At 39.3% G+C, this 25,975-nt stretch carries 24 protein-coding genes; 11 read left to right on the top strand and 13 right to left on the bottom strand.

The features are described from left to right. Position 1: 1 nt before the first annotated feature. The gene (gene dcp, locus R2S08_RS02505) at positions 2–2,116 is read left to right on the top strand and encodes a peptidyl-dipeptidase Dcp (protein WP_316833711.1); all 2,115 of its coding nucleotides are present in this window, start codon (positions 2–4) and stop codon (positions 2,114–2,116) included. 17 nt (positions 2,117–2,133) lie between these two features. Here dcp and R2S08_RS02500 read toward each other — a convergent pair whose 3' ends face one another. After that, positions 2,134–2,613: a GNAT family N-acetyltransferase gene (locus tag R2S08_RS02500; RefSeq protein ID WP_133777281.1), complete on the bottom strand. Its 480-nt coding sequence runs from the start codon at positions 2,611–2,613 to the stop codon at positions 2,134–2,136. A 287-nt stretch (positions 2,614–2,900) separates the two neighbouring features. Here R2S08_RS02500 and R2S08_RS02495 point away from each other — a divergent pair, with 287 nt between their 5' ends. After that, a complete protein-coding gene (locus R2S08_RS02495; RefSeq protein WP_316833710.1) occupies positions 2,901–4,928 on the top strand; it encodes a DUF3858 domain-containing protein in 2,028 nt (675 codons plus the stop codon). Positions 4,929–4,932: 4 nt separating this feature from the next. Further along, complete coding sequence (locus tag R2S08_RS02490; RefSeq protein ID WP_316833709.1) at positions 4,933–6,825, top strand: DUF3857 domain-containing protein; 1,893 nt, start codon at positions 4,933–4,935, stop codon at positions 6,823–6,825. 10 nt (positions 6,826–6,835) lie between these two features. Here the strand turns inward: R2S08_RS02490 and R2S08_RS02485 are convergent, their stop codons facing one another. Together R2S08_RS02485 and R2S08_RS02480 are read right to left on the bottom strand one after the other, a co-directional pair. After that, the gene (locus tag R2S08_RS02485; protein ID WP_316833708.1) at positions 6,836–8,110 is read right to left on the bottom strand and encodes a pitrilysin family protein; all 1,275 of its coding nucleotides are present in this window, start codon (positions 8,108–8,110) and stop codon (positions 6,836–6,838) included. Next, complete coding sequence (locus R2S08_RS02480) at positions 8,103–9,347, bottom strand: pitrilysin family protein (protein ID WP_316833707.1); 1,245 nt, start codon at positions 9,345–9,347, stop codon at positions 8,103–8,105. The genes R2S08_RS02485 and R2S08_RS02480 overlap by 8 nt, the downstream gene beginning before the upstream one ends. Positions 9,348–9,447: 100 nt before the next feature. Between R2S08_RS02480 and mqnC the strand changes: the two genes are divergently transcribed. Beyond that, on the top strand, positions 9,448–10,572 hold the full coding sequence (gene mqnC, locus R2S08_RS02475) for a cyclic dehypoxanthinyl futalosine synthase (RefSeq protein ID WP_316833706.1): 1,125 nt from the start codon (positions 9,448–9,450) through the stop codon (positions 10,570–10,572). Between the two features lie 61 nt (positions 10,573–10,633). Here mqnC and R2S08_RS02470 read toward each other — a convergent pair whose 3' ends face one another. Together R2S08_RS02470 and R2S08_RS02465 are read right to left on the bottom strand one after the other, a co-directional pair. Then, positions 10,634–11,473: a ferritin-like domain-containing protein gene (locus tag R2S08_RS02470; RefSeq protein ID WP_133777292.1), complete on the bottom strand. Its 840-nt coding sequence runs from the start codon at positions 11,471–11,473 to the stop codon at positions 10,634–10,636. Positions 11,474–11,491: 18 nt separating this feature from the next. Further along, on the bottom strand, positions 11,492–12,208 hold the full coding sequence (locus R2S08_RS02465; protein WP_316833705.1) for a ferritin-like domain-containing protein: 717 nt from the start codon (positions 12,206–12,208) through the stop codon (positions 11,492–11,494). Between the two features lie 146 nt (positions 12,209–12,354). On the opposite strand from R2S08_RS02465, the gene R2S08_RS02460 reads away from it, so the two are divergent. From R2S08_RS02460 to R2S08_RS02445, 4 genes are all read left to right on the top strand, one after another. Further along, positions 12,355–13,146 carry a LytTR family DNA-binding domain-containing protein gene (locus tag R2S08_RS02460; RefSeq protein WP_316833704.1) on the top strand — a complete coding sequence of 264 codons (792 nt, stop codon included), beginning with the start codon at positions 12,355–12,357 and terminating at the stop codon, positions 13,144–13,146. Positions 13,147–13,183: 37 nt separating this feature from the next. After that, positions 13,184–16,081 (top strand): two-component regulator propeller domain-containing protein, encoded by a 2,898-nt coding sequence (locus R2S08_RS02455; protein WP_316833703.1) that lies wholly within the window; start codon positions 13,184–13,186, stop codon positions 16,079–16,081. Positions 16,082–16,491: 410 nt separating this feature from the next. Then, on the top strand, positions 16,492–16,671 hold the full coding sequence (locus R2S08_RS02450; protein WP_108550328.1) for a hypothetical protein: 180 nt from the start codon (positions 16,492–16,494) through the stop codon (positions 16,669–16,671). A 68-nt stretch (positions 16,672–16,739) separates the two neighbouring features. Continuing rightward, positions 16,740–17,858, top strand: coding sequence for a GNAT family N-acetyltransferase (locus R2S08_RS02445; protein WP_316833702.1), 1,119 nt, complete (start codon positions 16,740–16,742; stop codon positions 17,856–17,858). Positions 17,859–17,865: 7 nt separating this feature from the next. On the opposite strand, the gene R2S08_RS02440 is transcribed toward R2S08_RS02445, so the two are convergent. The 8 genes from R2S08_RS02440 to mce all read right to left on the bottom strand — a co-directional run bounded on the left by R2S08_RS02440 (position 17,866) and on the right by mce (position 23,545). After that, entirely contained in the window at positions 17,866–18,195 is a 330-nt protein-coding gene (locus R2S08_RS02440) for a helix-turn-helix domain-containing protein (RefSeq protein WP_108555461.1), read from the bottom strand. Positions 18,196–18,231: 36 nt separating this feature from the next. Then, positions 18,232–19,584 (bottom strand): UDP-N-acetylmuramate--L-alanine ligase, encoded by a 1,353-nt coding sequence (locus R2S08_RS02435; RefSeq protein ID WP_316833701.1) that lies wholly within the window; start codon positions 19,582–19,584, stop codon positions 18,232–18,234. A 27-nt stretch (positions 19,585–19,611) separates the two neighbouring features. After that, the gene (gene prmA / locus R2S08_RS02430) at positions 19,612–20,451 is read right to left on the bottom strand and encodes a 50S ribosomal protein L11 methyltransferase (RefSeq protein ID WP_316833700.1); all 840 of its coding nucleotides are present in this window, start codon (positions 20,449–20,451) and stop codon (positions 19,612–19,614) included. Further along, positions 20,451–21,212 (bottom strand): triose-phosphate isomerase, encoded by a 762-nt coding sequence (gene tpiA / locus R2S08_RS02425; RefSeq protein ID WP_133777305.1) that lies wholly within the window; start codon positions 21,210–21,212, stop codon positions 20,451–20,453. Before tpiA ends, prmA begins: the two co-directional genes overlap by 1 nt. Before the next feature lie 56 nt (positions 21,213–21,268). Next, positions 21,269–22,444, bottom strand: coding sequence for a putative sugar nucleotidyl transferase (locus R2S08_RS02420; protein WP_316833699.1), 1,176 nt, complete (start codon positions 22,442–22,444; stop codon positions 21,269–21,271). Positions 22,445–22,516: 72 nt separating this feature from the next. Then, positions 22,517–22,765: a type B 50S ribosomal protein L31 gene (locus R2S08_RS02415; RefSeq protein WP_133777309.1), complete on the bottom strand. Its 249-nt coding sequence runs from the start codon at positions 22,763–22,765 to the stop codon at positions 22,517–22,519. An 87-nt stretch (positions 22,766–22,852) separates the two neighbouring features. Beyond that, positions 22,853–23,140 carry a hypothetical protein gene (locus R2S08_RS02410; protein ID WP_133777311.1) on the bottom strand — a complete coding sequence of 96 codons (288 nt, stop codon included), beginning with the start codon at positions 23,138–23,140 and terminating at the stop codon, positions 22,853–22,855. A gap of 3 nt (positions 23,141–23,143) precedes the next feature. Continuing rightward, positions 23,144–23,545 (bottom strand): methylmalonyl-CoA epimerase, encoded by a 402-nt coding sequence (gene mce, locus R2S08_RS02405; protein WP_316833698.1) that lies wholly within the window; start codon positions 23,543–23,545, stop codon positions 23,144–23,146. A 353-nt stretch (positions 23,546–23,898) separates the two neighbouring features. On the opposite strand from mce, the gene R2S08_RS02400 reads away from it, so the two are divergent. The 3 genes from R2S08_RS02400 (at position 23,899) to R2S08_RS02390 (ending at position 25,923) form a co-directional block, all read left to right on the top strand. Next, a complete protein-coding gene (locus R2S08_RS02400) occupies positions 23,899–25,110 on the top strand; it encodes an IscS subfamily cysteine desulfurase (protein WP_316833697.1) in 1,212 nt (403 codons plus the stop codon). Positions 25,111–25,171: 61 nt separating this feature from the next. Next, complete coding sequence (iscU, locus tag R2S08_RS02395; RefSeq protein WP_108554100.1) at positions 25,172–25,585, top strand: Fe-S cluster assembly scaffold IscU; 414 nt, start codon at positions 25,172–25,174, stop codon at positions 25,583–25,585. A gap of 11 nt (positions 25,586–25,596) precedes the next feature. Then, the gene (locus R2S08_RS02390) at positions 25,597–25,923 is read left to right on the top strand and encodes a HesB/IscA family protein (protein ID WP_108554101.1); all 327 of its coding nucleotides are present in this window, start codon (positions 25,597–25,599) and stop codon (positions 25,921–25,923) included. Positions 25,924–25,975: the final 52 nt, after the last annotated feature.

The following is a 25,975-nucleotide window of genomic DNA, read 5'->3' as shown; positions in this document are numbered from 1 at the left end:
CATGAAAACATCTTTTAAGTTACCATTCATTGTACTTCTGGCTATAATGGCCTCCTGTAATAAAGGTGATCAGAAAAGCAATCCCTTTTCTGTAAAGAGCAAACTGCCCTACCAGGCACCGGAATTTGACCAGATCAAAGACAGTGATTTTAAACCTGCATTTGAGGAAGGGATGAAAATACATCTGGAAGAGATCCAGAAGATTGCAGATAATCCCCAGGCCCCTACTTTTGAGAATACTTTAGTAGCTATGGAAAAATCCGGTGAAATGCTGACCCGGGTAAACCGGGTGTTTGGTTTACTTACTAGTGCCAACACGAATGATCAGCTTCAAAAGCTACAGGAAGAGATGGCCCCCAAGCTGTCTGCCCATGAGGATGCCATTTATTTAAATGCGAATTTATTTAAACGCATAGAAACCATATACAATTCCAGAACCACGTTAAAACTGGATCCGGAATCTTTACGCCTGGTAGAATTTCAATACCAGGAATTTGTACTCGCAGGTGCTAAGCTTTCTGACGAAGACAAATCCAAACTCAAAAAACTGAATGAGCAAGAAGCCTCTCTAAGTGCAAAATTTTCAAACCAGCTGCTGGCTGCAGCAAAAGCAGGTGCTTTGGTGGTGAACGACAAAACAGAACTTGCTGGCTTATCTGAAGGAGAGCTTGCAGCGGCATCACAAGCGGCAAAAGTTAATAAGGCAAAAGGCAACTGGGTATTGCCATTGCAAAACACCACACAACAACCCTCTTTTGTACAGTTGTCTAACCGTACCACACGACAGAAATTGTTTGATGCTTCCTGGAACAGGGCGGAGAAAAATGACAGCAATGATACTCGGAAAACCATTGTAGAAATTGCAAAAATACGGGCTGAGAAGGCAAATCTAATGGGATTCCCTAATTATGCGACCTGGAAATTGCAGGACCAAATGGCTAAAAACCCTGAGGCTGTAGATGCTTTTTTTAATCAACTGGTACCTTCTGCAACAGCTAAGGCAAAGGCAGAGGCTGTGGAGATTCAAACACAAATAGACAAACAAAAAGCTGGCTTTAAGCTGGAACCTTATGACTGGAATTATTACGCAGAACAGGTACGTAAAGCAAAATATGATCTTGACGAAGGACAGGTTAAACCTTATTTTGAATTGAACAAGGTTCTTAAAAACGGGGTATTTTATGCAGCAACACAATTGTATGGAATCACTTTCAAAGAACGGACAGATTTTCCCGTTTACCAGAAAGATGTAAAAGTTTTTGAAGTTTTTGATAAGGACAATTCAACGATAGGTTTGTTTTATTGTGACTATTTTAAGAGAGACAATAAGTCTGGCGGTGCCTGGATGGATAACATGGTTGGACAATCCAAACTATTAGGTACTAAACCCGTGATCTTTAATGTGTGCAATTTCACAAAGCCTGCCGCCGGCCAGCCGGCATTAATCAGCTTTGACGATGTGACAACTATGTTTCACGAATTTGGACACGCCTTACATGGGTTATTTGCCAGCCAGCAATACCCAAGTCTGTCTGGTGCCAATGTAGCCAGAGATTTTGTTGAATTCCCTTCGCAATTCAATGAACACTGGGCTATGAATCCTAAGGTTTTCAAAAATTATGCAGTTCATTATAAAACTGGCGAGCCTATGCCACAAATACTGGTAGATAAGATCAAAAAAGCAGGTGGTTTTAACCAGGGTTATGCACTTACAGAAGTATTGGCGGCAGCTGCACTGGATATGCAATGGCATAAACTTACCGTGAAAGATCCCTTACAGAATGCAGATCAATTTGAAACCTCTGCCTTAAAAAAGACACACCTTGATCTTTCTTATGTACCTCCCCGTTACCGTTCCAGCTATTTCCTACACATATGGGGCAATGGTTATGCAGCAGGATACTATGCCTATTTATGGACCGAAATGCTGGATCATGATGCCTTCTCCTGGTTTGAAGAAAATGGTGGTCTGACCCTGGCCAATGGTCAGCGTTTCAGAGATATGATTTTATCCAGGGGAAATACAGAAGATTATGGTAAAATGTTCCGGGATTTCCGCGGCCATAATCCCAGCATCGCTCCTATGCTGAAATACAGAGGTTTACCTGTGAAATAAAAATTAACGCTCTCGTTTTATTCTTCCGGTTCGGTGTGCTGGCGCAATTGTTTTGGTCCTTGAGGCCATATAAAGGCTGTAGTTTGTTTTTTCCAGCCCAGGCTTTTATAAAAATCACCTTTTCCGGGTGCTGCCGTCAGGGTTACAAAATGGTAATTTTCCAACAGACCATTCAGTGTAGTAACCATCATTTTTCCAAGACCATTTCCCTGAAAATCAGGATCAACAACAATGTCTCCCAGCATGGCATAATAACGGCCATCATCTATAGTACGTCCAAAACCAATAAGCTGTTCATCTTTGTAAATAAAGATTGTCCAGCTGCTTGTTCTAAATGCCTTTTCTATTTCTTCAGGTACGCGAACGCGCCAGTTCACTTTATCAAAAAGCGCACAAACATAGACCCAGTCTATTGCGGAAAGATCTGGATTGATCTTACTGGTAAATGCTGAACTTTTTACAGATACTTCCGGCATAGTTAAAGGGGCTGTTTCCATATAACGTTGGAGTTACATTTTAGTTTTAAAAAGTAAAATAAGTTAATTGCGGCAAATATGCAGATTAATTGAATTCCAAGCAACTGTGCCGATTATTTTTAAAGCGTTATTGATGAATTTTACCTTAGGAATCTGAAGCCAAAGGATTTGGAAAGACCGGCCAAGTGGTTTTGGTATATGCACTGCCGGAACCTTGTCTAGAATCAGCGGCTGATCATTTGCAATTTTATTTTCAAAATTGAGAATTAATTATCTATAATTGTGAAATTTATTTAATCGCTCTCTTCATGAAAAGAAAGATCATTCTATCCTTTTTTTTGGTTATTGGTGCAATAACTATCTATGCTCAACAAAAAGCAACTCCTAAAACATTTAAATACGGAAAGGTAGATCCTACTGAATTTGAAACTAAAGTTTCAGGTATAGACTCCGCTGCACGTGGAGTAAAGCTTTTTGACGTTGGAAAATGCTGGTTTGAAGTCAGCGCAAAAACAGGAAGCTTTGTATATGTATACGAAAGACATATACGATTCAAGGTTCTCAATAAGACGGGATATGACATTGCTGATTTCGAAATTCCGCTTTACCGAGGATCAGGTGGATCAGAAGAACAACTGGATTATATGGATGCGGCCACATATAACCTGGAGAATAAACAAATCATTACCAGCAAGCTGGCTAGAGATGCAAAGTTTTCTGAAAAACATGATAAAAACTGGACCATAAAAAAATTCACCCTGGCCAATGTAAAAGAAGGTTCCATTGTGGAGTATAAATACCGGATCAAATCTGATTTTATCTTTAATTTGCGAGAATGGACCTTTCAAAGTTCTGTTCCTACTATATATTCCGAATATGACATCCGGATACCAGAATACTTGAGATACAAAGTATCTGGAAATGGTTATGTCCCAGTGGATGTTGTAAAGCGCGAAGAGATCAATGAAAATTATAACATCCCCTCTTCGGGGCAAGAAAGAGGAGGAAATGTACAGGCAAAGGCTTTAGAAATGAAGTATATTGCAGAGAATGTTCCGGCGATAAAAGAAGAAAGCTACATTACTACTTTAGACGACTATATCTCAAAAATCGATTTTGAGCTCACTTCAACTAAATTCCCCAATAGTCTCTATAAAGACTACAGCTCAACCTGGCCAAATATTGTTAAAATGCTGATTGAAGACGATAACTTTGGACGTTTTGTAAAGAAAAACGGATATGCAAAAGCCACATTACCTTCTATTATAAAAAACGAAACAGATCCTCAGATCAAAACCCAGCTTATTTTTGACTATGTAAAAAACTCCATCAAATGGAATGACAGACATGGTAAGTATACGTCGGAGACCAATCCAAAAACCATATTTGAGAAAAAGGCAGGCAACAGTGCGGACGTCAATTTGTCTCTCCTGAATCTATTGACCGAGGCGAAGATAAGTGCGGTGCCAGTGTTGGTGAGCACAAGGGAAAACGGCGCGCATCCAGGTCATCCCCTGCTTGAAAAATTCAATAATGTTATTGTACAGGTAGCACTTGGAGATAAGACCTACCTGTTGGATGCTACAGATAAATATTTAACAGGCGACCTGATTTCCTATGAAAATCTGGCGCATCAGGGATTCAAATTAAATCTAGATACTGAAGCACCTTCTGGAGAGTGGATCTCTCTGGAGCAAAGTACAACCAGTAAAAACAACACCTACTATAACCTTGTTCTGAGCGAAGACAATAAGCTTTCTGGAACCCTATATTTATCTTTCAGTAATTATGCGGCCTTAAAACAACGAAATAAATTCACATCGGCTGTTAACGAGGCAGAGTTTATTAAAAGCTACAAAAAAGATAAACCGGGCATTGAGGTTAAGAATTTCAAGATCGAGAATCTGAATAATCCCGCTGAATTGTTAACAGAAACTATGGAGGTCAATATTGAAGACAATGTTGAAGAAGCCGGAAACTTATTATTACTGAGCCCTTTGCTATTTGAGAGAACTAAAGAAAATCCATTTAAACAAGAGGAACGGAATTACCCTGTAGATTTTGCCTATCCGCTTGAAGAAAACTACAGGATCACCATTGAATTTCCAAAAAACTATACGCTTGATAAACTACCTGCCAATGGTAAAGTGAAACTTCCAAATGATGAGGCCTCTTTTACCTACCTGTTTTCTACAGAAGGCAATAAAGTGGCTATTGTAAGTAAAATAAACATTTCCAAATCTGTATTTACGGCGGAAGAATATGGTTATCTGAAAGAATTATTTAAGAGTATTGTTGAAAAACAAGCTCAGCAACTGGTATTCAAAAAGAGCTAATTCAATGAAAACACTACTTTTCTCCATTCTGATTGGCATTGGCGCTGCTGCCCATGCTCAATCTCCTTATGATGTAGACAAAATTCCAGCTGAGCTGAGTAAAAATGCTTCTGTTGTTGTTCGGATGGAAGAACGGATCTTTGATTTGAAGACCATTAGTCATGCGACAATGACTTATAAAACGGCGGTTACCATTCTCAATAAGAATGGTGAGGAAGCCTCTTCTATGCAAGAGTATTATGATAAATTTTCAAGCATTTACAATTTAAAGGCAGTGATGTATGATGCAAAAGGAAATAAATTGAAGGATTATAAAAATTCTGATTTTAAAGACAAAAGCGCAACTTCTGACGGGACCATTTATGACGATGGGCGAATGAAAGAACTTGACTTTCTGAACTCGAACTTTCCATATACCATTGAATATAGCTATACGAAAGATTATACTGGTCTGACCAGCTATCCATCCTGGTATCCGGTTAGCGATTTCGGTTATGCGCTCGAGAAATCTGACTATATATTCAGAATCCCGGAAGGGATGACCTTTAAATACATTAAGAGTTCTGGTTTAAAAACAGATTCTGTTAAAATAAAGGATAAAACAGAATATAAATGGACTTGTGAAAACATCAAGGCATTAGAATACGAGCCATTTGCATCCGGTCTCAGAAATATTATGCCCTGGGTATCTCTTGCACCCAATGATTTTGAGTATGACAATTCAAAGGGCAATATTGAATCCTGGAAAAATGTGGGAAGCTGGCTTTATACACTCAATAGTGAGCCACAGATTTTACCCCCTGCTGTTAAAGCAAAAGTAGCGTCTTTAATCACCGATGCTAAAACACCCAGAGAAAAGATTAAAAGATTGTACAGTTATTTACAGTCTAACACTAGGTATGTGAGTGTGCAGCTGGGTATTGGTGGGCTGAAACCCATTAATGCAGATAAAGTAGCCGCTGTTAATTATGGAGATTGCAAGGCTTTGTCCAATTATATGAAAACCTTACTGAATGAAGCTGGTATTGCATCGAACCTCGTTGTGATAGGCTATGACATGCCTTCTATGAATCCGACTTTTTCCAGCTTGAACCAGGCCAATCATATGATCCTTTGTGTTCCTCTCCAAAAAGACACCGTGTGGCTGGAATGCACCAGCCAGCACAAGCCCGCAGGTTACCTGGCCAGTGGCTGTTCTGACAAGAATGTCTTGTTGGTTACCGCAGATGGCGGCAAATTGGTACGGACTCCTGTATATTCTCCCGCCGACAACTATCAGAAGAGAAGTGTTAAAGTAAACCTGGATGAACAAGGCGCTGCTGATGTGACCATTGATTCCAGATATGGTTGTGCGCAATTTGACGATCACTTTTCAATGACATTGAGAGAGCCTACAGAACAGCGAAAAAGACTCATTAATCAACTGGAAATCCCAAACCTGCAACTGAACAATTTTAGTTATGCCCAGCCGGACAAAGATGTTCCTATGCTAAAAGAGAACATCAGCTTAAAAGTTCCCCAGCTTTTAACCAAAGGAGCGGATAAAATGTTCGTTACGCTAAATCTGTTGAACCGCAGAGAAAGCGTTCCAGCTAAAGTGGAGGACAGAAAAACATATTTTTCTGTGCCTTATGGTTATCAGGACGAAGATGAGGTTACTTTTGTTATTCCAAAGGGGTATACGGTGGAATTTGTACCTAAAGAGATTCATATTGAATCAGAATTTGGTCAGTATACCGCAAAAGCAGTGGTCAAGGAAAATACCATTGTGTACACCAGGATCCAAACGATGAACAGCAAGAAATACAGTCCGGAAAAGTACAATGCTTTTGTAGATTTTTACAAGAAGGTCTATCAGGCAGATAAATTAAAAGGAGTATTGGCTAAGTTACCTTAGCCAATACTTGTTATTTTTTTCCAACAATTACTTTAGAGAATTCTTCGGTATTGAGGTATTTGTTGGCTAACAATTGAATCTGGGCAGCATCAATTGTTTTAACCGTATGGATATAATTATCATAATAATCATACCCTAATCCTGAAAAATGGATGTTTTTAAACTTGTCGGCGTGGGAAAATGCATTCTCAAGACTTCCCAACATGGAACCCAGCATGTAATTCCGTACAAGGTCCAGTTCCAGATCAGGCACAAGCTCTGTTTTTAAAAGGCTGATTTCCTTTTCAATTTCTTCCAGTGCACTGCTGCAAACTTCTGCGCCAACTTCAGTGGCAATAAAAAAGTAACCGGCATCTTTCATGGAAACCACCGCAGAGCCTATTCCATAAGTATAGCCTTTATCTTCGCGGATATTGGCCATGAGTCTGGAGCCAAAATAACCACCAAGCAAACAGTTTAAAACCTGAAATCCTGCAAAATCAGGGTGGGTTCTGTTGATGCTCCTGCTTCCCATTCGAATAGCCGATTGTATAGCATCGGGCCGCTCAATCAAAATCTCCCCTTTCGGTGCAACAGGAAATACAATATGATTTTGAACAGAGGCTTTATCGTTATTCCATCCACCACCAAAAATAGTATTCAGCAGTTCAAATTCCTTTTGCTCAAATTTACCAGCTACAAATATAGAGCAGTTCTCTGGCTTATAAGTCGCGTTATAATAGTCCAGCAAGTCCTGGCGTTGTAAGGCGTCGTAATCTGCAAGATCGATGCTTGCCCCATAACTTGATTGTCCGAAAATGGAATGCGCGAAATGCTTACGGGCAAGAAAATCATTCTTTTGAAGACTAACCTGCAGGGATTGCTTCTGGTTTTGTATAAAAATGGCCAGCTCCTGTTCAGGAAATATACTCTCATCCACAATCGATTTGAGGATAGGCAATACTGATTTCAGGTGTTTATTCAGGGTGTAAAGCTTGATGCAAGACTGATCGGCACCGTACTCCGTTTGCAGAAAAGCACCATAATAATCTACCTTGTCTGCAATATCTCTGGCGGAGAGCTGAGCGGTTCCATTATTGACCAGGTGGTTAACACCAATCGCCTGTAAGGGCTTTGAGGCTTGCCAGTTCACATTTTCAAATATGAACTCTATCCTGACCAGGTCTTGTTTACCGGCATTAATGGTATATACCTTTATACCATTGTCTAATTCCTGCTCTTGAGGCGCTATAAATTTAATATCATTAACCTGTTTAGATTCAGGTACGAGTGTACGATTAAGCATCTTTAGCGATTAAATAGTATAAAGTGGAACATTGAGATGGGACAAAAGTCCGTTGGGCAGCCTGCTGCATTTGCTCTTTAGTAACAGCAAGGTAGCGGTCTATCTCTGTATTGAGCAGTGCCGCATCTCCTAAAAGCTCATAATAGGCCAGATTCATAGCCTTATCCAGCAAACTCATTTCTGCAAAGACCATAATAGACTCTGATTTGTTTTTGACTTTGGTCAGTTCATCAGTCGTGACCGGTTCTGCTTTCAACTTTTCCAGTTCTGCCCATATGGCTTGCTCTGCTTGTTCAGGCTGAACACCTTCTACCAGTTTACCTTCAACCACAAACAGACCTTCATCTATACTGCTGGTAATATAGGCATGAATATCACTAAACAATTGTTGTTCCTTGAGTAAGCTGTTATACAAACGGGAAGATTGTCCCTGCGAAAGCACGTCAGAAATGAGGTCAAAGCATTGATAATCTTTGCTCTCTCTGGCAGGCATTTTAAAAGCCATATAAATGGCATTCAAAGGAACTTTGGCGTAAACTGTTTCTTTACGCTCTGCAGTTTGCTGGGGTTCTTGAGGTAAATTCCGAAGGTACTTCTCTCCCGCTGGGATGGGCGCAAACCATTTTTCTGCCAGTGCCTTTACATCTTCTGTCTTTACATTTCCTCCAACAACCATGATGGCATTTTGAGGATTATAATGTTTTTTAAAGAAGGCTTTAACATCTTCCATTTTGGCATCTTCAATCTGCTTCAAATCCTGACCAATGGTCGCCCATTGATAAGGGTGTGTTGTGTAGGCCAATGGTCTTAACTTCAGCCATACATCGCCGTAGGGCTGGTTAAGATATCTTTGTTTAAACTCTTCACAAACTACATTGCGCTGGGTTTCCAAACTCTTTTCAGAAAAGGCCAGGCTCAGCATCCGGTCGCTTTCCAGCCAGAATGCAGTTTCCAGGTTTACTGCCGGTAAAGTGATGTAATAATTGGTGATGTCATTGCTGGTAAAGGCATTGTTTTCTCCACCTACCCGTTGCAGGGGTTCATCATAAACGGGGATATTTACAGACCCCCCAAACATCAGGTGTTCAAATAAATGTGCAAAGCCGGTCTTATCCGCCTCTTCATCTCTGGCACCTACATCGTATAAAATATTTAATACCGCCATCGGCGTCGTATCATCTTCGTGCACCAGGACACGTAATCCGTTAGCTAATGTAAAACGGTTAAAGTCTACCATATTTAGAAAAATAATTCTGCCAAAGATAGGAATTTATGATTAGGCTAAATGTGATAATCTTGTGAAATAAAAAGAACAGAACTTATGGTATATTTGCAGTATGAATACTGCTGATTTATTACACAGGGCACTGCATTTTGACTTTTTGAGCAAAGAAGAGGGTGTCTTTTTGTACCACCATGCCTCCACTGCTGAACTGGCTTATGTAGCTAATGAACTGAGAAAAAAGCAGGTACCCAGTGGAAAAGTGACCTGGCAGATTGACAGGAACGTGAACACCACCAATGTGTGCATTGCAAACTGTAAATTTTGTAATTTCTTCAGAAGACCGGGTCATGACGAAAGCTATATTACCGATATCGAGACTTATAAGCAGAAAATAGAAGAAACTTTTCGCTTAGGCGGAGACCAGCTTCTTCTTCAGGGAGGACACCATCCTGATCTGGGCCTGGAGTTCTATGCCAATCTGTTCAAACAACTTAAAGAGCTTTATCCGGATCTTAAACTTCATGCTTTAGGCCCACCGGAAATTGCCCATGTTGCCAAACTGGAAGGATTGTCGCATACGGAAGTTTTAAAAGCGCTGAAAGAGGCGGGAATGGATTCTCTACCCGGTGCAGGTGCTGAAATCCTGAACGACCGGGTTAGAAGACTGATTTCCAAAGGAAAATGCGGTGGTCAGGAGTGGTTGGATGTGATGCGCGCTGCCCATCAGCTCGACATTACAACCTCTGCGACCATGATGTTTGGTCATGTGGAAACCATCGAGGAGCGTTTTGAGCACCTGGTTTGGATCAGAGAAGTACAAAGTGAAAAACCTGCAGAGGCAAATGGCTTTTTAGCCTTTATCCCATGGCCTTTCCAGGATGACGGCACTTTATTAAAGAGACTCCGCGGAATCAGTAATAATGTGTCCGGCGATGAATACGTAAGAATGCTGGCTTTAAGCAGGATCATGCTGCCTAATGTTAAAAATATACAGGCTTCGTGGTTAACCGTTGGAAAAGCGGTAGCGCAATTATGCCTGCACGCTGGCGCAAATGATTTTGGTTCTATTATGATTGAGGAAAATGTGGTTTCTGCTGCAGGTGCTCCACATCGTTTTACGGCTAAAGGAATTCAGGATGCCATTCGGGAAGCTGGATTTGAGCCTCAGCTCAGAGGCCAAAAATACAATTACCGCGATCTTCCTGAACACCTGGAAGAACAGGTGATCAATTATTAGTGATAAAAAAAGGAAGAGGGCTTCCGCCCTCTTCCCCATTTTAAAACTTAAACAAAAATTCCTATTTAATAAATAAACCGGCGATAGTCAATACATCTGCTTTTGCTAAAGGTTCATCAAAACACTCTGCTGCTGCCGCAGCGGTTATACCTGTATTTCCATTAATCCCAACAATGTTGATATTGGCTTGTGAGGTGGTGTTTTCACCTGCATAAACCGGGTCTGCAGCTGGCACACCTGAATCATTGGAACTTCCACCTGGCCCAAGACTGATCCATGGCTTAATGCTTACCCCACTTGCAGCACGCATATAACGAATATGAGCAGCGTGACGCGCTTCAACGGAATGGATTTGCAGAGCTGTGGTTAATACAGCATTGCCTTTCAACACAGTAGCCTGTCCTTTGTAGGCTCTTACGCCGGTGTCTTCAAAAGCCTGGGCAACTGCAAGAAAAGTTCCATAATCTGAAAAAACATTAGGGAATGTACCTTTCCCTGTATAGTCAAAATCAGTATAGGCTTTTACGGGTATCGCAGCGCTGCCTAATGCACCTGCAAGCAAAGCCACGTGTGCCTTTTCATGGTCACGAATGGTAGTGATTGCGGTGAGCGCGGCTCCGGAAAGAGCAATTGCACTTGCATTTACAACTGCATGGTTATAAAAATGATACTCCAAATACTCTAAAGTTAATGCGAAATTTAGTGTAGCAGTAACGTCAGAAGGCGTAGATTGTCCATAAGCCTTGGTAAACATGGATCCGAGTGCCATTGGCATCGCTGCCATCGCTACTTTCTTTCCCATATTATAAAAATCTTTCATTGCTGAACGTCTTGGGCTCAATCTCTCATAGATTTCACCATCAACTTTTTCAATTTCCTCAATTATATTTACGATATTCATGTTTTCTGGTGTTTAAGGTTATAGGTTAATCACATTAACTTTTGTTTTGATGTATTTTCCTGCAGCTGCAAGTACTTTGTCAGGTGTTAAAGCCTGATCTAAACCCGTTGTTGCGTCAACCACATCTGGTCCGGAAAAACTACCTGGAGAAATCAAATCCCGGATATAGGCTGCATGTCTGGCTTCTACTGATACAATTTTTCCAGCAAGAACAAGGTAAGCATCTGTTTTAATGCGAACACCGGCACCATTGTAAGCAGCTACCCCTAAATCTTCAAAAGCTTTTGCCGCGTTCAGCACACTTGACCGGTCAGTAAAGTTGATGGTAGAAAAATCTACCGCTAAACTTCCAATTGCGGCGGCACCTAATGCATTTTTAAAAAATTCACGGTGAGCAATCTCATGATACTGAATGTCCTGAAAATACTGTTTTTCAATAGCGCTAAATCCTGATGGTGGATTAGAAGCTACCTGTATATAAAATGCGGCTTCCAATTGCTCCAGCGCATACGCATAGTTCAACACACCAAAATCATCCTTAAAATCAAGTGTTACCCCCCCATTAACTGGCGGCATGTCATTTCCATGGTCTTTTTTACATCCTGCAGCAATTAATGCAATCCCTGCTGCCCCTGCTCCTGCGTATTGCAGAAAGGATCTGCGGTGCAGGCTGGCGGTAAGAATGCTGTTTTCTTTTTGCAGCATTTCCAACTCTTGTCCTGGTTCTGTTTTCATAGTTTCTTTTATTTAGAGTTCAATGGTCCTGAAACTTGCGTGTGCAGGTTTCATTATTAGTTTTTTAAGTTTCTATACCCATTTACGAGAGAAAAAATGATACGGTTTTTACATTTCTACTATTTTTTAATAAATTGATGCCATATATGCTTTTACTAAACACCATTATTGTCGATGACGAGGAATTTGCCCGTTCTTCCCTATACTTTTTATTACAGGAAAACTGTGAGAATATTCACATCTCCGGTATTGCAAAATCGGTTGCTGAGGCCCGAACGCTGCTTGCAGAACAAGAAATAGATCTTATTTTCCTGGATATAGCCATGCCAGGTGAAAATGGCTTCGAGCTGATATCAAGTGCACAGCACCGTCATGCTCATGTGATATTTACAACGGCTTACGATCAGTATGCGTTAAAAGCGATTAAAGCAAACGCTCTTGATTATTTGCTGAAGCCCATTGATATCGACGAACTGAAAGAATCAGTAAAAAAAGCGGTAAAACATATTAGCCTAAACCGGCAGAATGAACAAAATAATACGGCCCGCTTAAATCAACTCGCCGAAAACCTGAGTGAACGAAACGAAATCCGTAAACTTAGCCTTCCTAATGGGCAGAGCGGTTACACCATTGTAGACATCAATGACATCGTCAATATTGAAGCAGACAGCAATTATTCCGTATTTTACTTGTCAGGAAAGGACAAAATCACCGTTTCAAAAGTTCTTAAAGATTATGAAGAAATACTACCTGAGAACCAATTTGTACGCGTTCATAAGTCCAGCATCATCAACCTTGACTTTTTAAAAGAGTACAATTCCAAAAATGGTGTAGAGTTAACACTTAAAAATGGTGTAAAAATTGCAGTTTCACGTAGAAGAGCGAGTGAATTTGCTGAAAAAATCAAATTATATACAAATCATAGAGGTGATAAATAAAAAAAACAGACGGCATTCACTGTTTTTATGTCTTACAGTGTTCCTGATTATTTTCAGCACCTCGGCTTATGCTCAATCAGCCTATATACAGCATTATACAACAAAAGATGGTTTACCAAGCAATAATTGCTATTATACCCTTCAGGACTCCAAAGGATATATCTGGATAGGTACAGATGCAGGTGTTTGTCGTTTTGATGGCAACAGGTTTGAAAACTTCTCTATTGACGATGGCTTACCTGATAATCAGATTATCCAGATCAAAGAGGATAAAAAAGGAAGAATCTGGTTTGTGGCATTCAATGGGGAAATGAGTTATTTCCAGGATGGAAAGATCTACAACAGCCTCAATGACAAAAACCTGAAACTGCTCAAATTTAATGCTGTTGTCATTTCTATCTTTGAAGACACTCAGGGAAGAATTTGGTTTGGAACCAACAAAAATATACTGTTCAGATTTGATGGCAGCTCGCTGACAACCTATACCTCTGATGATTTCTCCAACCAGCTGATCTCCGCTCATATCAATGAAGATGCAAAAGGCAGAATATGGGTATACAGTGAACATTGCATCCGGTATTTTGAAAACGGGGTATTTAAAAGAACCAGCTATCCTCCGCTAAGACCCCTCTCCTACAAGACGATCACCAATTTAAAAAACAACCTCAATCTGTATATTGATAAAACTGGCCTTAATGCACAAAGCGGTGGGGATAAACAATTGTTGTTCAAGATCCCCCCAAGCATCATCAACGACAACCTAGGCTATTTCTATATCCACAATACCGACCTCTGGTTAAGCAACAACGAAGGTGTTTACCATTTAGATGATCATCAGAACATAACAACCTATTTAAAAGGTATCCCAACAGTACAGGTACTGAAGGATACGGAAAGCAATACCTGGTTTACAACAAGTAACGGTATTTACATGTTACCAAGAGAAGAAAACAGGATGTTTACCGTTGACAAGAGTTTTGGGGTTACGGGAAACAGTATAAAAAGCGTTACCAAAGATCAGAAAAACAACCTCTGGCTTGGTCTGGATTATGGCCATATAGATGTACTGAATAAAAGGACAATGCGGGTACAGCACATTGATCTTCAGGACAAAAAGACTTTTAACGGCATCAAAAAGCTACTGATAGATTCGGCAAGCGGCTCGGTTTATTTTGCTTCTGATTATGGTCTGGGCATCACCAACAACGAAAATCCACAAAAAAACATCCGTTATCTAAGAGAAGCAAACCATTCCTTTTTTGTAATTAAAGATTTCAGCATTAGTCCTACGGGTAAACTTGCACTCGCCTTATCTTCTGGTGTTGCCGTTCTGAACCTTAAAAATAAGGGCCTTGATTTTTGTATCTCAGCGCTCAAAGAAAATCATGAGTTTTTTAGTAACCGCTCTTATTGTACGTATTACGACCGTCAGGATAACCTTTGGTTTTCTAATATCAACGGTTTTTCGAAAGTCAACGCATCCGGTTCCTTCACTTATTATAAAAATGAATTGCTCACAAGAAGGATCAATGACATCCAGCAGCAGCAGGACGGCACATTGGTGCTTGCAACCGACGGCTATGGACTTATTTTAATCAGGGGAGAGAAAATCATCCATCGTTTTACTCAGAAGCAGGGCCTTTCCAGTAATATTTGCAAAAAAATATTTATCCGGAACAATCACATCTGGGTAGTGACCAATAATGGACTCAACCGGATCTGTCTGGATGGAAGTGCACCTTTAGTTGAAGCTTTTGAATATACCAATCCCCTGTTAAAAAACGATGTGAATGATCTTTACATTGATAAAGACACGGCATATTTTGCAACCAATAAAGGGCTTGTATTTTTCCATAACAGACCACACCGCGATTTCTCCGAAGCACCAAAAGCATTGATATCCGCCATTGTTGTTGGTCAGGTAAAACTCAGCACTAAAAAAGATCCAATTGTTCTTGATCCATCTAATAATAAAATCACTTTTTATTATGGAGCAATAGATTTCCAAAACCAGGACATTTCCTATCGCTACCGTTTAAAATCAAATGATGCATGGACAGAAACCAAAAACAGGCGCATTGAACTCTCTTCTTTAGAACCAGGAAAATATAGTTTTGAACTCTGTGCAAAAACCAATAACAGCAGCTGGGGCATTCCTGCCTCTGTCGACTTTGAACTTAAAGCACACTTCTGGCAGTCCTACTGGTTTCTGTTGATTTTATTTATTATTGCCGGCTTTACATTCTACTGGATCGCTGTTGTTGTTACGAAAAGACAGAAAAACAAAGAACAGCAAGAGCTTTTATTAAGAAATAAAATCCTGATGTTGGAACAAAGGGCTTTACAGGCTATGATGAACCCACACTTTGTATTTAATGTGATGAACTCCATTCAGCATTATATTAATACGAAAGATACTTCTTCAGCAAATAAAGTCTTAACAGGTTTTGCTAAGCTGATCCGGAAAAACCTGGAAATCTGTACAAAAAGCTTTATTTCTCTGGAAGAGGAGCTGGAATACCTGGAACTTTACCTGAGCCTGGAAAAGAAAAGATTTGGAGATAAGCTCAGCTACCGGATACAGGTAGACCCATTAATTGATAAAGATGAGACGTTTATTCCTTCTATGCTGTTACAGCCCTATATAGAAAATGCCATCTGGCATGGCATCATGCCAATGGACAATGGTGGTGAACTGAAAATTATCATTGAACAGGAAGAAGAACTCGGTTTGACCATCAGTATCATCGATAATGGCGTAGGCATAAACAATTCGTTAAAGAACAAAAAAACTGAACACGTCAGCAAAGGCATGAGTCTTACCCAGGAAAGGGTGAATCTTTTAAATAAGATTGAAGCAAATCCCATACAGATTTTAGTCCGTCAGAACGGAATTTCGGGCACTTCTGTAGTAATTACCATACCGCTTTACTAGTTTGCTACCGTTTACTCAATTATTCATACCACTTACTAATTTGGATATAAATAACGGCAGAAATAGCATTAAACTTGTTATAGATATTAATGCAAACATAGTTTGTAAAAATCGTTCTTATAGAATTGGCAAAGATATTTTAACCTAACCTAAAAAACTATCTCAATTCAGGTTTCATTTGTGTGTTAAAAGTGGTAAAGCCAAAATCTTTACCACTTTTTTTTTGAATACATGCCTCATTATCCAGTGATTGATCTCCAATATTTTTTTTTAAAAAAAGTTCTTTAGAAAAAATCTTTTTATAGTAATTTTGATGTACAGAAAAAGATGAGAAATATAACCAGGTTGTACTTCCTTTTTTGTAATTTTAATTTATCAAACAACACTTTTTGCATTTTATTTTTTTTGTAATGACAACTCCAAAAAAATCCATTAAAAAAGGTCCTTTAGATGAGTCTGAAGACAGGGATATGATCAATGACGATTCAAGAAATAAGAAATCGTTTGATGATGATGATGACGACTTTGATATGCCATTAGATGATCTTGATGCATTTGATGACTTTGGTGATGACGAAGACGATTATTAATCAAAATCTATTATAACTTATTTCTAAGCATCCTTAAGGGATGCTTTTTATTTTAAAACATTTCATACATGCAGGTCCTCCCGGTTCAAGATTCCAAAACGGTTAAAGAATTTTTAAATGTTGCCAGAACAATTTATAAAAACGACAGTAACTGGATTTGTCCGCTGGATAATGATGTAGAAGCTGTATTTGACAAGGAAAAAAATCCGTTCTTTAAACATGGTACTTGCATCAGGTGGATCTTAAAAGACAAAGATGGAGTAACCATTGGCCGTGTTGCAGCTTTTGTAAACGAGAAGAAAGCACATCAATATGAACAGCCCACAGGAGGGCTCGGTTTTTTTGAATGTATCAATGATCAGTCCGCTGCATTTAAGTTGTTTGACGCCGCTAAAAAGTGGCTTCAGGAACAAGGCATGAGCGCTATGGATGGCCCAATAAATTTCGGAGAGAACGATTCTTTTTGGGGATTACTCGTAGAAGGCTTTACCCCTCCCTCTTACGGAATGAATTATAACCCACCCTATTATAAAGATCTGTTTAATAACTACGGCTTCATTAAGGCTTATGAGCAAATCACAAATCATCTGGAGGTACGGAAGCCTTTTCCCGAACGCTTTACCAAAATTGCGAACTGGGTAGCCGGCAAGCCAGGCTATACCTTTGAGCATTTTTCAAAGAAAAAAGCAGAAAAATATGTAAACGACCTGATGGAAATCTATAATGATGCATGGAAGGACTTTGAGAATTTCGTTCCAATCAAAAAAGAGACCCTTCTGGAGAGTTTTAAGAAGATGGAAATGATTATGGATGAAAAACTGATTTGGTTCGCTTACATCAATGGAGAACCAGCTTCGTTTGTTGTCATTATTCCAGATGCGAACCAAATGATCAAAGACTTCAATGGCAAACTAGGCTTAGTAGAGAAATTGAAATTTGTTTACAGGCGCTGGAAAGGGGTCAACAGAATGCGTGCTATAGTTATGGGTACAAAATCTGCCTTTCAAAAGCACGGACTGGAATCAGCTCTTTTCATTAAATTAAAAGAATATGTACTTCCTATGGAGCAATACGATGAACTGGAGCTATCCTGGGTGGGAGACTTTAACGACAAAATGCTATCCATACATCAGGCAACAGGTGCCACCTTTGGAAAGCGACACCTGACCCTGCGTATAATTTTTTAACAGCTTCCTATTTCTGCCTGATTTCTTCATACAGATCGATAACCTTTTTTTGAAGTTTAATGATCTCTTCTTCTCTCTGTGACAATTTTTCTTTAAGGCTATTAATTTCCTCAAAATTTAAAGATTGAGGATTTTCGCCTTCTTTAGAGATGATGTCCATTGTAGAAACTTCAAAAAGATTAGCTATCTGGGCCAGTCTGGAAATATTAATATCTGTGATGCCAGTCTCTATCTTCGAAAATGCAGGAATAGAAATATTTAATCGTTTTGCTACTTCCCCCTGACTCCATCCATTTTTCTGACGAAGTTGTCTGATGTTTTTACCTATGACGTTCATATTTTTAAATTAGGTGTGTATTAAATGAGCATTAATTTAAGTATTCAACTCACGTGCCAGTTTAACCAAATCTATACCTCCAAAATTGCCTGAGCTCATCAAAAGTAAATTTGTATTCTTAAAATTAATATTCGATAAATACAATTTAAGTGTCGTCGCATCATTAAAGAATTGTAAATTACTATTTTTAAATGCCGTTTGAACATCTAAACTCGTAAAAGGTTCCATTTTTTTATGCCGAAAAGTTTGTTCGTCTATGTAAACAATTGCCAGATCAGCCTCATCCATAGTCCCCTCGTATTGCGCTAAAAAGGCTTTATTTAAGCTGCTGAATGTATGCAACTCTATACAAGCCACCAAATTCCTGCCCTCAAATTGAGACTTTACCGCCTCAATGGTCGCTTTTAACTTAGAAGGCGAATGGGCAAAATCTTTATAGACATTGGTATTGTTTTGCCTATGAAGCAATTCCAAACGTCTCGCAGCCCCTTTAAAAGAAGAAATGGCCTGATAAAACTCGGCAGAAGAGATTTCAAGCTGCTCACATACCAGTCGGGCAGCATTCAGATTCATTAAATTATGGTCACCAAACACATTTAAAGCCGTATTCTCAGGCAAAATATAAGTTATTCCATCTATAACTTTGTGTGGAGGAATATCATATCCGATCTTCTCGGCATCAGTTGCTGACTTGCTGACCAGGTCGCTTAATATTTTATCATTCTGACAAAAAATTAATTTCCCATGCGGTTCAATGGTATTAATGAATAAATCGAACTGTTGAATATATTCCTCAAAGGTGGGAAATACGTTGATATGATCCCACGCTATTCCGCTGATTACAGCAATGTTAGCTTTATATAAATGGAACTTAGGCCGCCTATCAATGGTTGAAGCAAGGTATTCGTCTCCTTCAATAACAATCAAGGGAGCTTCTTCGGTCACTTTCACCATAGTATCAAATCCTTCAAGCTGTGCACCTACCAGGTAATCAAAATCCCGCTCATAATAATTCAACACATGTAGGATCATAGAAGTAATGGTTGTTTTACCATGGCTTCCTCCGATAACTACCCTTAACTTATTTTTCGTTTGCTCATAAATATATTCCGGATAAGAATATATTTTAAGCCCAAGGGACCTGGCCTTCAATAACTCAGGATTATCCGCAAATGCATGCATACCCAAAATGACAGCATCCAGATCTGCTGTTATATTCGCTTCATCCCAGCCCATGTGTTCAGGCAAAATTCCATATCTGGCCAACCGGCTGCTTGATGGTTCAAAGATCACGTCATCAGAGCCTGTCACCTGGAAACCTTTCTTATGCAGTGCAATGGCCAAGTTGTGCATTGCGCTGCCCCCTATTGCAATAAAATGAATACGCATAATCCTTTACAATTCTTTATAAATAAATTAACCCTTTATAAAATGGGCAGCCACCCAGTCACCCATTTTCTTATGATCCTTATAGCTGATATTAAATTTTTTACACTCTTGCTCAATCATCTCCAGATCAGGTGTCTCATAGAACCCGCTAAAGAAAATACTTCCTCCCGATATAAGGACACCGGCATAAGTATTTATCTGATCAAGCAAAATATTACGGTTAATATTAGCTAAAATAACATCAAATATACTTTCAGGAATAATTTCCTTACCTCCACAGGCCGCCTCCAGATTAGTGACGTGGTTTAAAGAAGCATTTTCTAAAGTACTCTGATAGCAAACTTCATCGTTATCAATAGCCAAAAGTGTATTCGCTCCTTTTTTTGACGCTAAAATAGCCAGTATTCCCGTACCGCAACCCATATCCAATACTTTTTTTCCTTCCAGATCTGAAGACAAAATATATTGCATCATCATCGTAGTGGTTTGGTGATGTCCAGTCCCAAAGGCCATTTTCGGGTCTATAACAATTTCGTAACCGTACTGTGGTTGTGGTTCATGGAACGTCGCTCTGATATAGCATTCGTCACTGATGATCAGAGGTTCAAAATTTTTCTCCCATTCCTCATTCCAGTTCTGCGCTGCTATTTCCGTAACGGTATAATTGTAAATAAACTCGTCTTCAAATTGCAAAAGCACTTCGGAGAGCTTATTTTGATTATAGTCGTCAAAGTCAATAAATGCAGCAAAACCACTTTCGGTATCTTCAAAAGTATTGAATCCGGCTTCTGCAAGTTCACTGATCAACAAATCTTTCTGATATTCCTCTATGCCAGAGAAAGTGAAGGTAACCTGAATATACTGCATTAAGAATTGAATGTTTTAACGATGTCTACAAAATCACGTGATTTTAAAGACGCACCGCCAATAAGCCCACCGTCAATATCTTTCTGCGCAAATAATTCAGCGGCATTTTTAGGATTACAGCTACCGCCATATAATATAGTTGTCTTTTCAGCAAGCTCTTCTCCATATTTTGCAGCAATTTCCTTACGGATATAAGCATGTACTTCCTGTGCTTGCTCAGAGGTAGCAGTTAGTCCGGTGCCAATAGCCCAAACCGGTTCATAAGCAAGTACAACTTTAGAAAATTCTTCTGCACTCAAACCAAATACACCCCCGGTTAACTGCGTTTTGATGACGTCAAAATAACTTCCGTTATTCCGCTCATCTAGTGTTTCACCAATACAGAAGATTGGAATCAGGTTATTCTTCAATGCTGCTGATGTTTTTGCCGCAAGCAATTCGTCAGATTCAGCAAAATACTGTCTGCGTTCTGAATGCCCGATAATTACATATTCACATCCTACGGATTTAATCATTTTCGCTGAAATCTCCCCTGTAAATGCACCGCTTTCATTCTGGTGGCAGTTCTGAGCGCCAATCTTAACGGTAGTACCGCCAAGTTTAGATAAACTGTTTAAATGTATAAAAGGTGCGCAGATCACAGCCAGCTGTTCTCCTTTTTGCTCATCTCTTACCATATTTACAATTTCAGAAAATAAAGATACGCCTTCAGCATAGTCTAAGTTCATCTTCCAGTTTCCTGCTACAATTTTTTTTCTCATCTTGATTGTGTTTATATATAGTTATTATGCCTAAGCTAGCATTAATTAATGCTTTATTAAAAATGTCTGTAACTTTTTGTTAATTCAAATATCTCTGTTAAAATATCCTTTTCCGTTTGATCAAAATCTATTTCTCTTCTTTCGTATACTTTTTCAGCCGTCTCAAACATTTTATGAATGGCATATACATCAAAGCCCTGTGCACCACCCCAAGCGAAGTCGGGAATAAAATTCCTCGGAAAACCAGCACCAAAGATATTGGCACTTACCCCTGCAACCGTACCGGTATTGAACATGGTGTTGATACCACACTTGGCATGATCCGCCATGATCAATCCGCAAAATTGCAATCCGGTTTTACGAAAACTCTCTTTTGAATAATCCCATAGCCGTACTTCAGCGTAATTATTCTTTAGATTAGAGTTATTGGTATCTGCGCCAATATTACACCATTGGCCCAAAACTGAATTGCCAAGATAGCCTTCATGCCCCTTAGAAGAATATCCCCAAATAACAGCGTTATTGATCTCTCCCCCGACCCTGCAAAACGGCCCAATGGTGGTTTGGCCATAAATTTTGGTTCCCATTTTCACCTGAGAATCCGCTCCCAAAGCAAAAGAACCACGGATATGACTTCCTTCCCACACCTGGCTGTTACGGCCCAAATATATTGGACCATTAAGACTATTAAAGGTAGAACACTCTGCTGTAGCACCTTCTTCAACAAAGATTTGATTCCCCAGAAGTGTATTTGTAGCACTAAGCTGTCCCGAAGTTCTGCCTTTGGTCAGGAAATTAAAATCTTTTTTCAGTTCCGCATCGTTAAATCTGAAAATATCTTCAGGATACTGTATACGTATAAAATTTCCGGCATAAGTTTTAGCAGATAAGCTTCCTGCCAGCTGGACATTATGCTTTTTTATTTCTGCTGCCTTATAGGCTAGCAGGAGTCCATCCTTTTTAAGGGCCTCTCCTTCCCCAAGACCCGTCACAGCCTCCAGAAGAGCTTCATCGGGACAAACAGAACCATTTATAAATAAAACGGCCTCCGGATGTTCGGGAAATTTAACGGAAAGATAAGCTTGGGTAGAGAAACCTGATGCTGCGCTTAGCTGTCCGGCCCATTTTTCTGCAATGGTCAAAATACCAATTCTCAGATCGGCCACTGGCCTGGTGAATGTTAACGGACGCAAGGATTGCCAGGCGGCGTCATCAAATAAATTGATTGTCATAAGCAGCAAAAATAAAAAAAGTCCCGAAGCAACAGCATCGGGACTTTAAAATAATTTCTAAAAAAGGCAGAATTACTTTTTAGCGTAACGGGTTTTGAATTTATCGATACGGCCGGCAGTATCTACCAGTTTCATTTTACCAGTATAAAAAGGGTGAGAAGTGTGTGAAATCTCCAATTTGTATAGAGGATATTCGTTTCCGTCTTCCCATTTAACAGTCTCTTTAGTATCTACACAAGATTTAGTTAAAAAAGAGTATTCGTTAGACATATCTTTAAATACTACGAATCTATAGTTTGATGGATGCAGATCTTTTTTCATATTATTATATTATAACTTATGTGTCGCTTATTTTTAAGGATGCAAATATCTCAATTATATTTCTCAATAGCAAGAATTGTATAAAAATTATCTGCTATACTTTTTCCAGGTTTCTATTTTCTCCTTCTGCCTGCTCAAATAAGCCCCGGCAATAACCTCTGCGGCAGGCATTTCAACGCTTTCTGCGAGCAGTATTTTTAACTTCTCCTCATTTACATCTGCCCGATATAATATAGTCATCATTTTAGAAAGGTCATGATCTATCAGGTAAGAAAAGGCGCTAACCAGACCTGATCTTAAAGATTCTTCAGACAAAGGCGTCCCAATTTCAAAATCAGTACCCACAATTTTGCACAGCGATTTTAATTCCTCCATAGCCTATCTAATCTCCTGACAAAGCTCTACCAAAACACCATTCGTTCCTTTTGGATGAACAAAACACACCAGCTTATGATCGGCACCTTTCTTTGGCACTTCATTCAGCAACGTAAAACCTGCTTCCTTCAAACGTGCCATCTCCAGCACGATATCTTCCACATCAAATGCAATATGATGTATCCCCTCTCCTTTTTTCGCAATAAACTTCGCGATAGGACTATCTGGTAATGTAGCTTCCAGCAACTCAATTTTATTTTCACCCGTTTTAAAAAAGGCTGTACGTACACCTTCTGAAGCAACCTCCTCTGTTTTATAGCAACTCGTACCTAATAAAACCTCGTATAAGTTACTTGCTTGCTGAAGATCATTTACCGCAATTCCAATATGCTCTATTTTTTTCATCAGTATATAATTTGTTTTTTAATGGAGATGAAGCTATCATGAGCATATTCATTGCTGTTTGTAAGCGGTATGCTTATGATGGTTTCATCGTATATCATTCCGTTTTTATGCTGATGAAGCCCTCATCAATATATTACTTATACCTTAATGTTGTTCCATGTTGCCAACCCTTATCTTGCAAAAATCTCTTCATTCAGGTTTAGAAAGGCACCCTACATCAAAGTTTCTTATCTCCAAAACGTTAAACAAATGTAAAAATGCAGGTTTTAACTATAGCTTCATAGCTATTATTTATAATTGTTGGCAATCTTTTTTTGTATCTTTGTATGTAATTAAGAATAATTAAATATATAATGGAACTTCCTATTTATCTAGATAACAATGCAACAACACCTCTGGATCCGAGGGTTTTGGAGGCTATGCTGCCTTATTTTACCAATAAATTCGGTAATGCAGCAAGTCGTAACCATGCTTTTGGCTGGGTTGCCGAAGAAGCGGTAGATTATGCACGTGAACAAGTTGGAAAACTAATTGGTTGTACTGAAAAAGAAATCATTTTCACATCAGGTGCTACAGAAGCTGATAACCTTGGTATCAAAGGTGTATTTGAAATGTATAAAGATAAGGGTAACCATATCATTACTGCAACTACAGAACATAAAGCTGTTCTGGACACTTGTAAACACCTGGAGAAATTAGGCGCAAAAGTAACTTATCTTCAGGTAAAATCTGATGGTCTGATTGACCTGCAGGAACTTGAAGCTGCCATGACAGAGCAAACCATTTTAGTGACCATCATGTATGGAAACAATGAAATCGGAGTGGTACAGCCTATCAAAGAAATCTCCGCAATCGCCCATAAATATGGTGCATTGTTTATGAGTGATGCTACACAAGCTGTAGGTAAAATTCCTGTTGATGTAAACACAGACGGAATTGACCTGATGGCTTTTTCAGCTCATAAAATGTACGGACCTAAAGGTGTTGGTGTATTATATGTACGCCGTAAAAATCCAAGGGTTAAAGTAACTGCACAAATGGACGGCGGTGGTCATGAGCGTGGAATGCGTTCAGGAACACTGAATGTACCTGGTATTGTTGGCTTAGGTAAAGCCTGCGAGTTGTGCCGTCTGGAAATGGACGAAGAAGCTAAACGTTTATCTGCATTAAGAGATAAACTGGAAAGCGCCTTGACACAACTGGAAGAAAGTTATGTAAACGGAAATACTCAACATCGTTTACCGCATGTAGCCAATATCTCTTTTAAATATGTAGAAGGAGAAGGATTAATGATGGCCATGAAAGATCTGGCTGTATCTTCAGGATCAGCTTGTACTTCTGCTTCTTTAGAACCTTCTTATGTATTAAAGAACCTTGGACTTTCTGATGACCTGGCACATTCATCCATCCGTTTTGGACTGGGCCGTTTCACCACTGAAGAGGAGATTGATTATGCAATCGAAAACACTAAAAAAGCAGTGAATCACTTAAGAGACCTTTCTCCGCTTTGGGAAATGTTTAAAGAAGGAATTGATTTAAGTAAAATTGAATGGGCAGAACACTAATTGGTGTAACCCTACAAAATTTATAACATATTAATAGGCCTAAGGCCTGGAGGAAAACAAAATGGCGTATTCAGAAAAAGTAATGGAACATTATACCAACCCGCGCAATGTTGGTACTTTAAATAAAGATAGCAAATCAGTTGGTACAGGCCTTGTTGGCGCACCTGAATGTGGAGACGTTATGCGTCTGCAGATCGAAGTTGACGAAAACAATGTAATTACTGACGCTAAATTCAAAACATTTGGTTGCGGTTCTGCAATCGCATCTTCTTCTTTGGCTACAGAATGGCTGAAAGGAAAAACAGTAGATGAGGCTTTAACTATTGACAATATGGATATTGTTGAAGAACTGGCTTTACCTCCTGTAAAAATCCACTGCTCAGTTTTAGCTGAAGATGCCATCAAATCTGCAATCAATGATTACAGAGTAAAAAATGGCATGGAGCCAATTGAACTGGCCAAATCCCATCACTAAGTTTTAATACAATGATCACAATCACTGATAAAGCAAAAAGCAAAATAGATCACTTGATGCAGGATTCTCATCTTGGATCTGATTATTTCCTGCGTGTTTCTGTAAAAGGAGGCGGCTGCTCTGGTTTATCATATAATTTAGATTTTGATAACGAAGAGAAAACCGGAGATCAATTCTTTGAAGACAGAGGAATCAGGATCGCGCTTGACATGAAATCATTCCTTTACCTTGCTGGTACTGAGCTTGATTTTACCGACGGACTGAACGGAAAAGGATTTAACTTCAATAATCCTAATGCAAGCCGTTCTTGCGGCTGTGGAGAGAGTTTCTCGGTTTAAGATACATTACTTATATTTGCAAAGGGCACTTAGGTGCCCTTTTTGCATTTTT

It is taken from the genome of Pedobacter nutrimenti (assembly GCF_032678445.1).
Taxonomy (GTDB): domain Bacteria; phylum Bacteroidota; class Bacteroidia; order Sphingobacteriales; family Sphingobacteriaceae; genus Pedobacter; species Pedobacter nutrimenti_A.
This window is presented reverse-complemented; position numbering and strand designations above follow the sequence as displayed.

Coding starts and splice junctions, on each gene's coding strand:
- dcp (WP_316833711.1), top strand. CDS start 2: ATGAAAACATCTTTTAAGTTACCATTCATTGTACTTCTGGCTATAATG.
- R2S08_RS02500 (WP_133777281.1), bottom strand. CDS start 2,613: ATGGAAACAGCCCCTTTAACTATGCCGGAAGTATCTGTAAAAAGTTCA.
- R2S08_RS02495 (WP_316833710.1), top strand. CDS start 2,901: ATGAAAAGAAAGATCATTCTATCCTTTTTTTTGGTTATTGGTGCAATA.
- R2S08_RS02490 (WP_316833709.1), top strand. CDS start 4,933: ATGAAAACACTACTTTTCTCCATTCTGATTGGCATTGGCGCTGCTGCC.
- R2S08_RS02485 (WP_316833708.1), bottom strand. CDS start 8,110: ATGCTTAATCGTACACTCGTACCTGAATCTAAACAGGTTAATGATATT.
- R2S08_RS02480 (WP_316833707.1), bottom strand. CDS start 9,347: ATGGTAGACTTTAACCGTTTTACATTAGCTAACGGATTACGTGTCCTG.
- mqnC (WP_316833706.1), top strand. CDS start 9,448: ATGAATACTGCTGATTTATTACACAGGGCACTGCATTTTGACTTTTTG.
- R2S08_RS02470 (WP_133777292.1), bottom strand. CDS start 11,473: ATGAATATCGTAAATATAATTGAGGAAATTGAAAAAGTTGATGGTGAA.
- R2S08_RS02465 (WP_316833705.1), bottom strand. CDS start 12,208: ATGAAAACAGAACCAGGACAAGAGTTGGAAATGCTGCAAAAAGAAAAC.
- R2S08_RS02460 (WP_316833704.1), top strand. CDS start 12,355: ATGCTTTTACTAAACACCATTATTGTCGATGACGAGGAATTTGCCCGT.
- R2S08_RS02450 (WP_108550328.1), top strand. CDS start 16,492: ATGACAACTCCAAAAAAATCCATTAAAAAAGGTCCTTTAGATGAGTCT.
- R2S08_RS02445 (WP_316833702.1), top strand. CDS start 16,740: ATGCAGGTCCTCCCGGTTCAAGATTCCAAAACGGTTAAAGAATTTTTA.
- R2S08_RS02440 (WP_108555461.1), bottom strand. CDS start 18,195: ATGAACGTCATAGGTAAAAACATCAGACAACTTCGTCAGAAAAATGGA.
- R2S08_RS02435 (WP_316833701.1), bottom strand. CDS start 19,584: ATGCGTATTCATTTTATTGCAATAGGGGGCAGCGCAATGCACAACTTG.
- prmA (WP_316833700.1), bottom strand. CDS start 20,451: ATGCAGTATATTCAGGTTACCTTCACTTTCTCTGGCATAGAGGAATAT.
- tpiA (WP_133777305.1), bottom strand. CDS start 21,212: ATGAGAAAAAAAATTGTAGCAGGAAACTGGAAGATGAACTTAGACTAT.
- R2S08_RS02420 (WP_316833699.1), bottom strand. CDS start 22,444: ATGACAATCAATTTATTTGATGACGCCGCCTGGCAATCCTTGCGTCCG.
- R2S08_RS02415 (WP_133777309.1), bottom strand. CDS start 22,765: ATGAAAAAAGATCTGCATCCATCAAACTATAGATTCGTAGTATTTAAA.
- R2S08_RS02410 (WP_133777311.1), bottom strand. CDS start 23,140: ATGGAGGAATTAAAATCGCTGTGCAAAATTGTGGGTACTGATTTTGAA.
- mce (WP_316833698.1), bottom strand. CDS start 23,545: ATGAAAAAAATAGAGCATATTGGAATTGCGGTAAATGATCTTCAGCAA.
- R2S08_RS02400 (WP_316833697.1), top strand. CDS start 23,899: ATGGAACTTCCTATTTATCTAGATAACAATGCAACAACACCTCTGGAT.
- iscU (WP_108554100.1), top strand. CDS start 25,172: ATGGCGTATTCAGAAAAAGTAATGGAACATTATACCAACCCGCGCAAT.
- R2S08_RS02390 (WP_108554101.1), top strand. CDS start 25,597: ATGATCACAATCACTGATAAAGCAAAAAGCAAAATAGATCACTTGATG.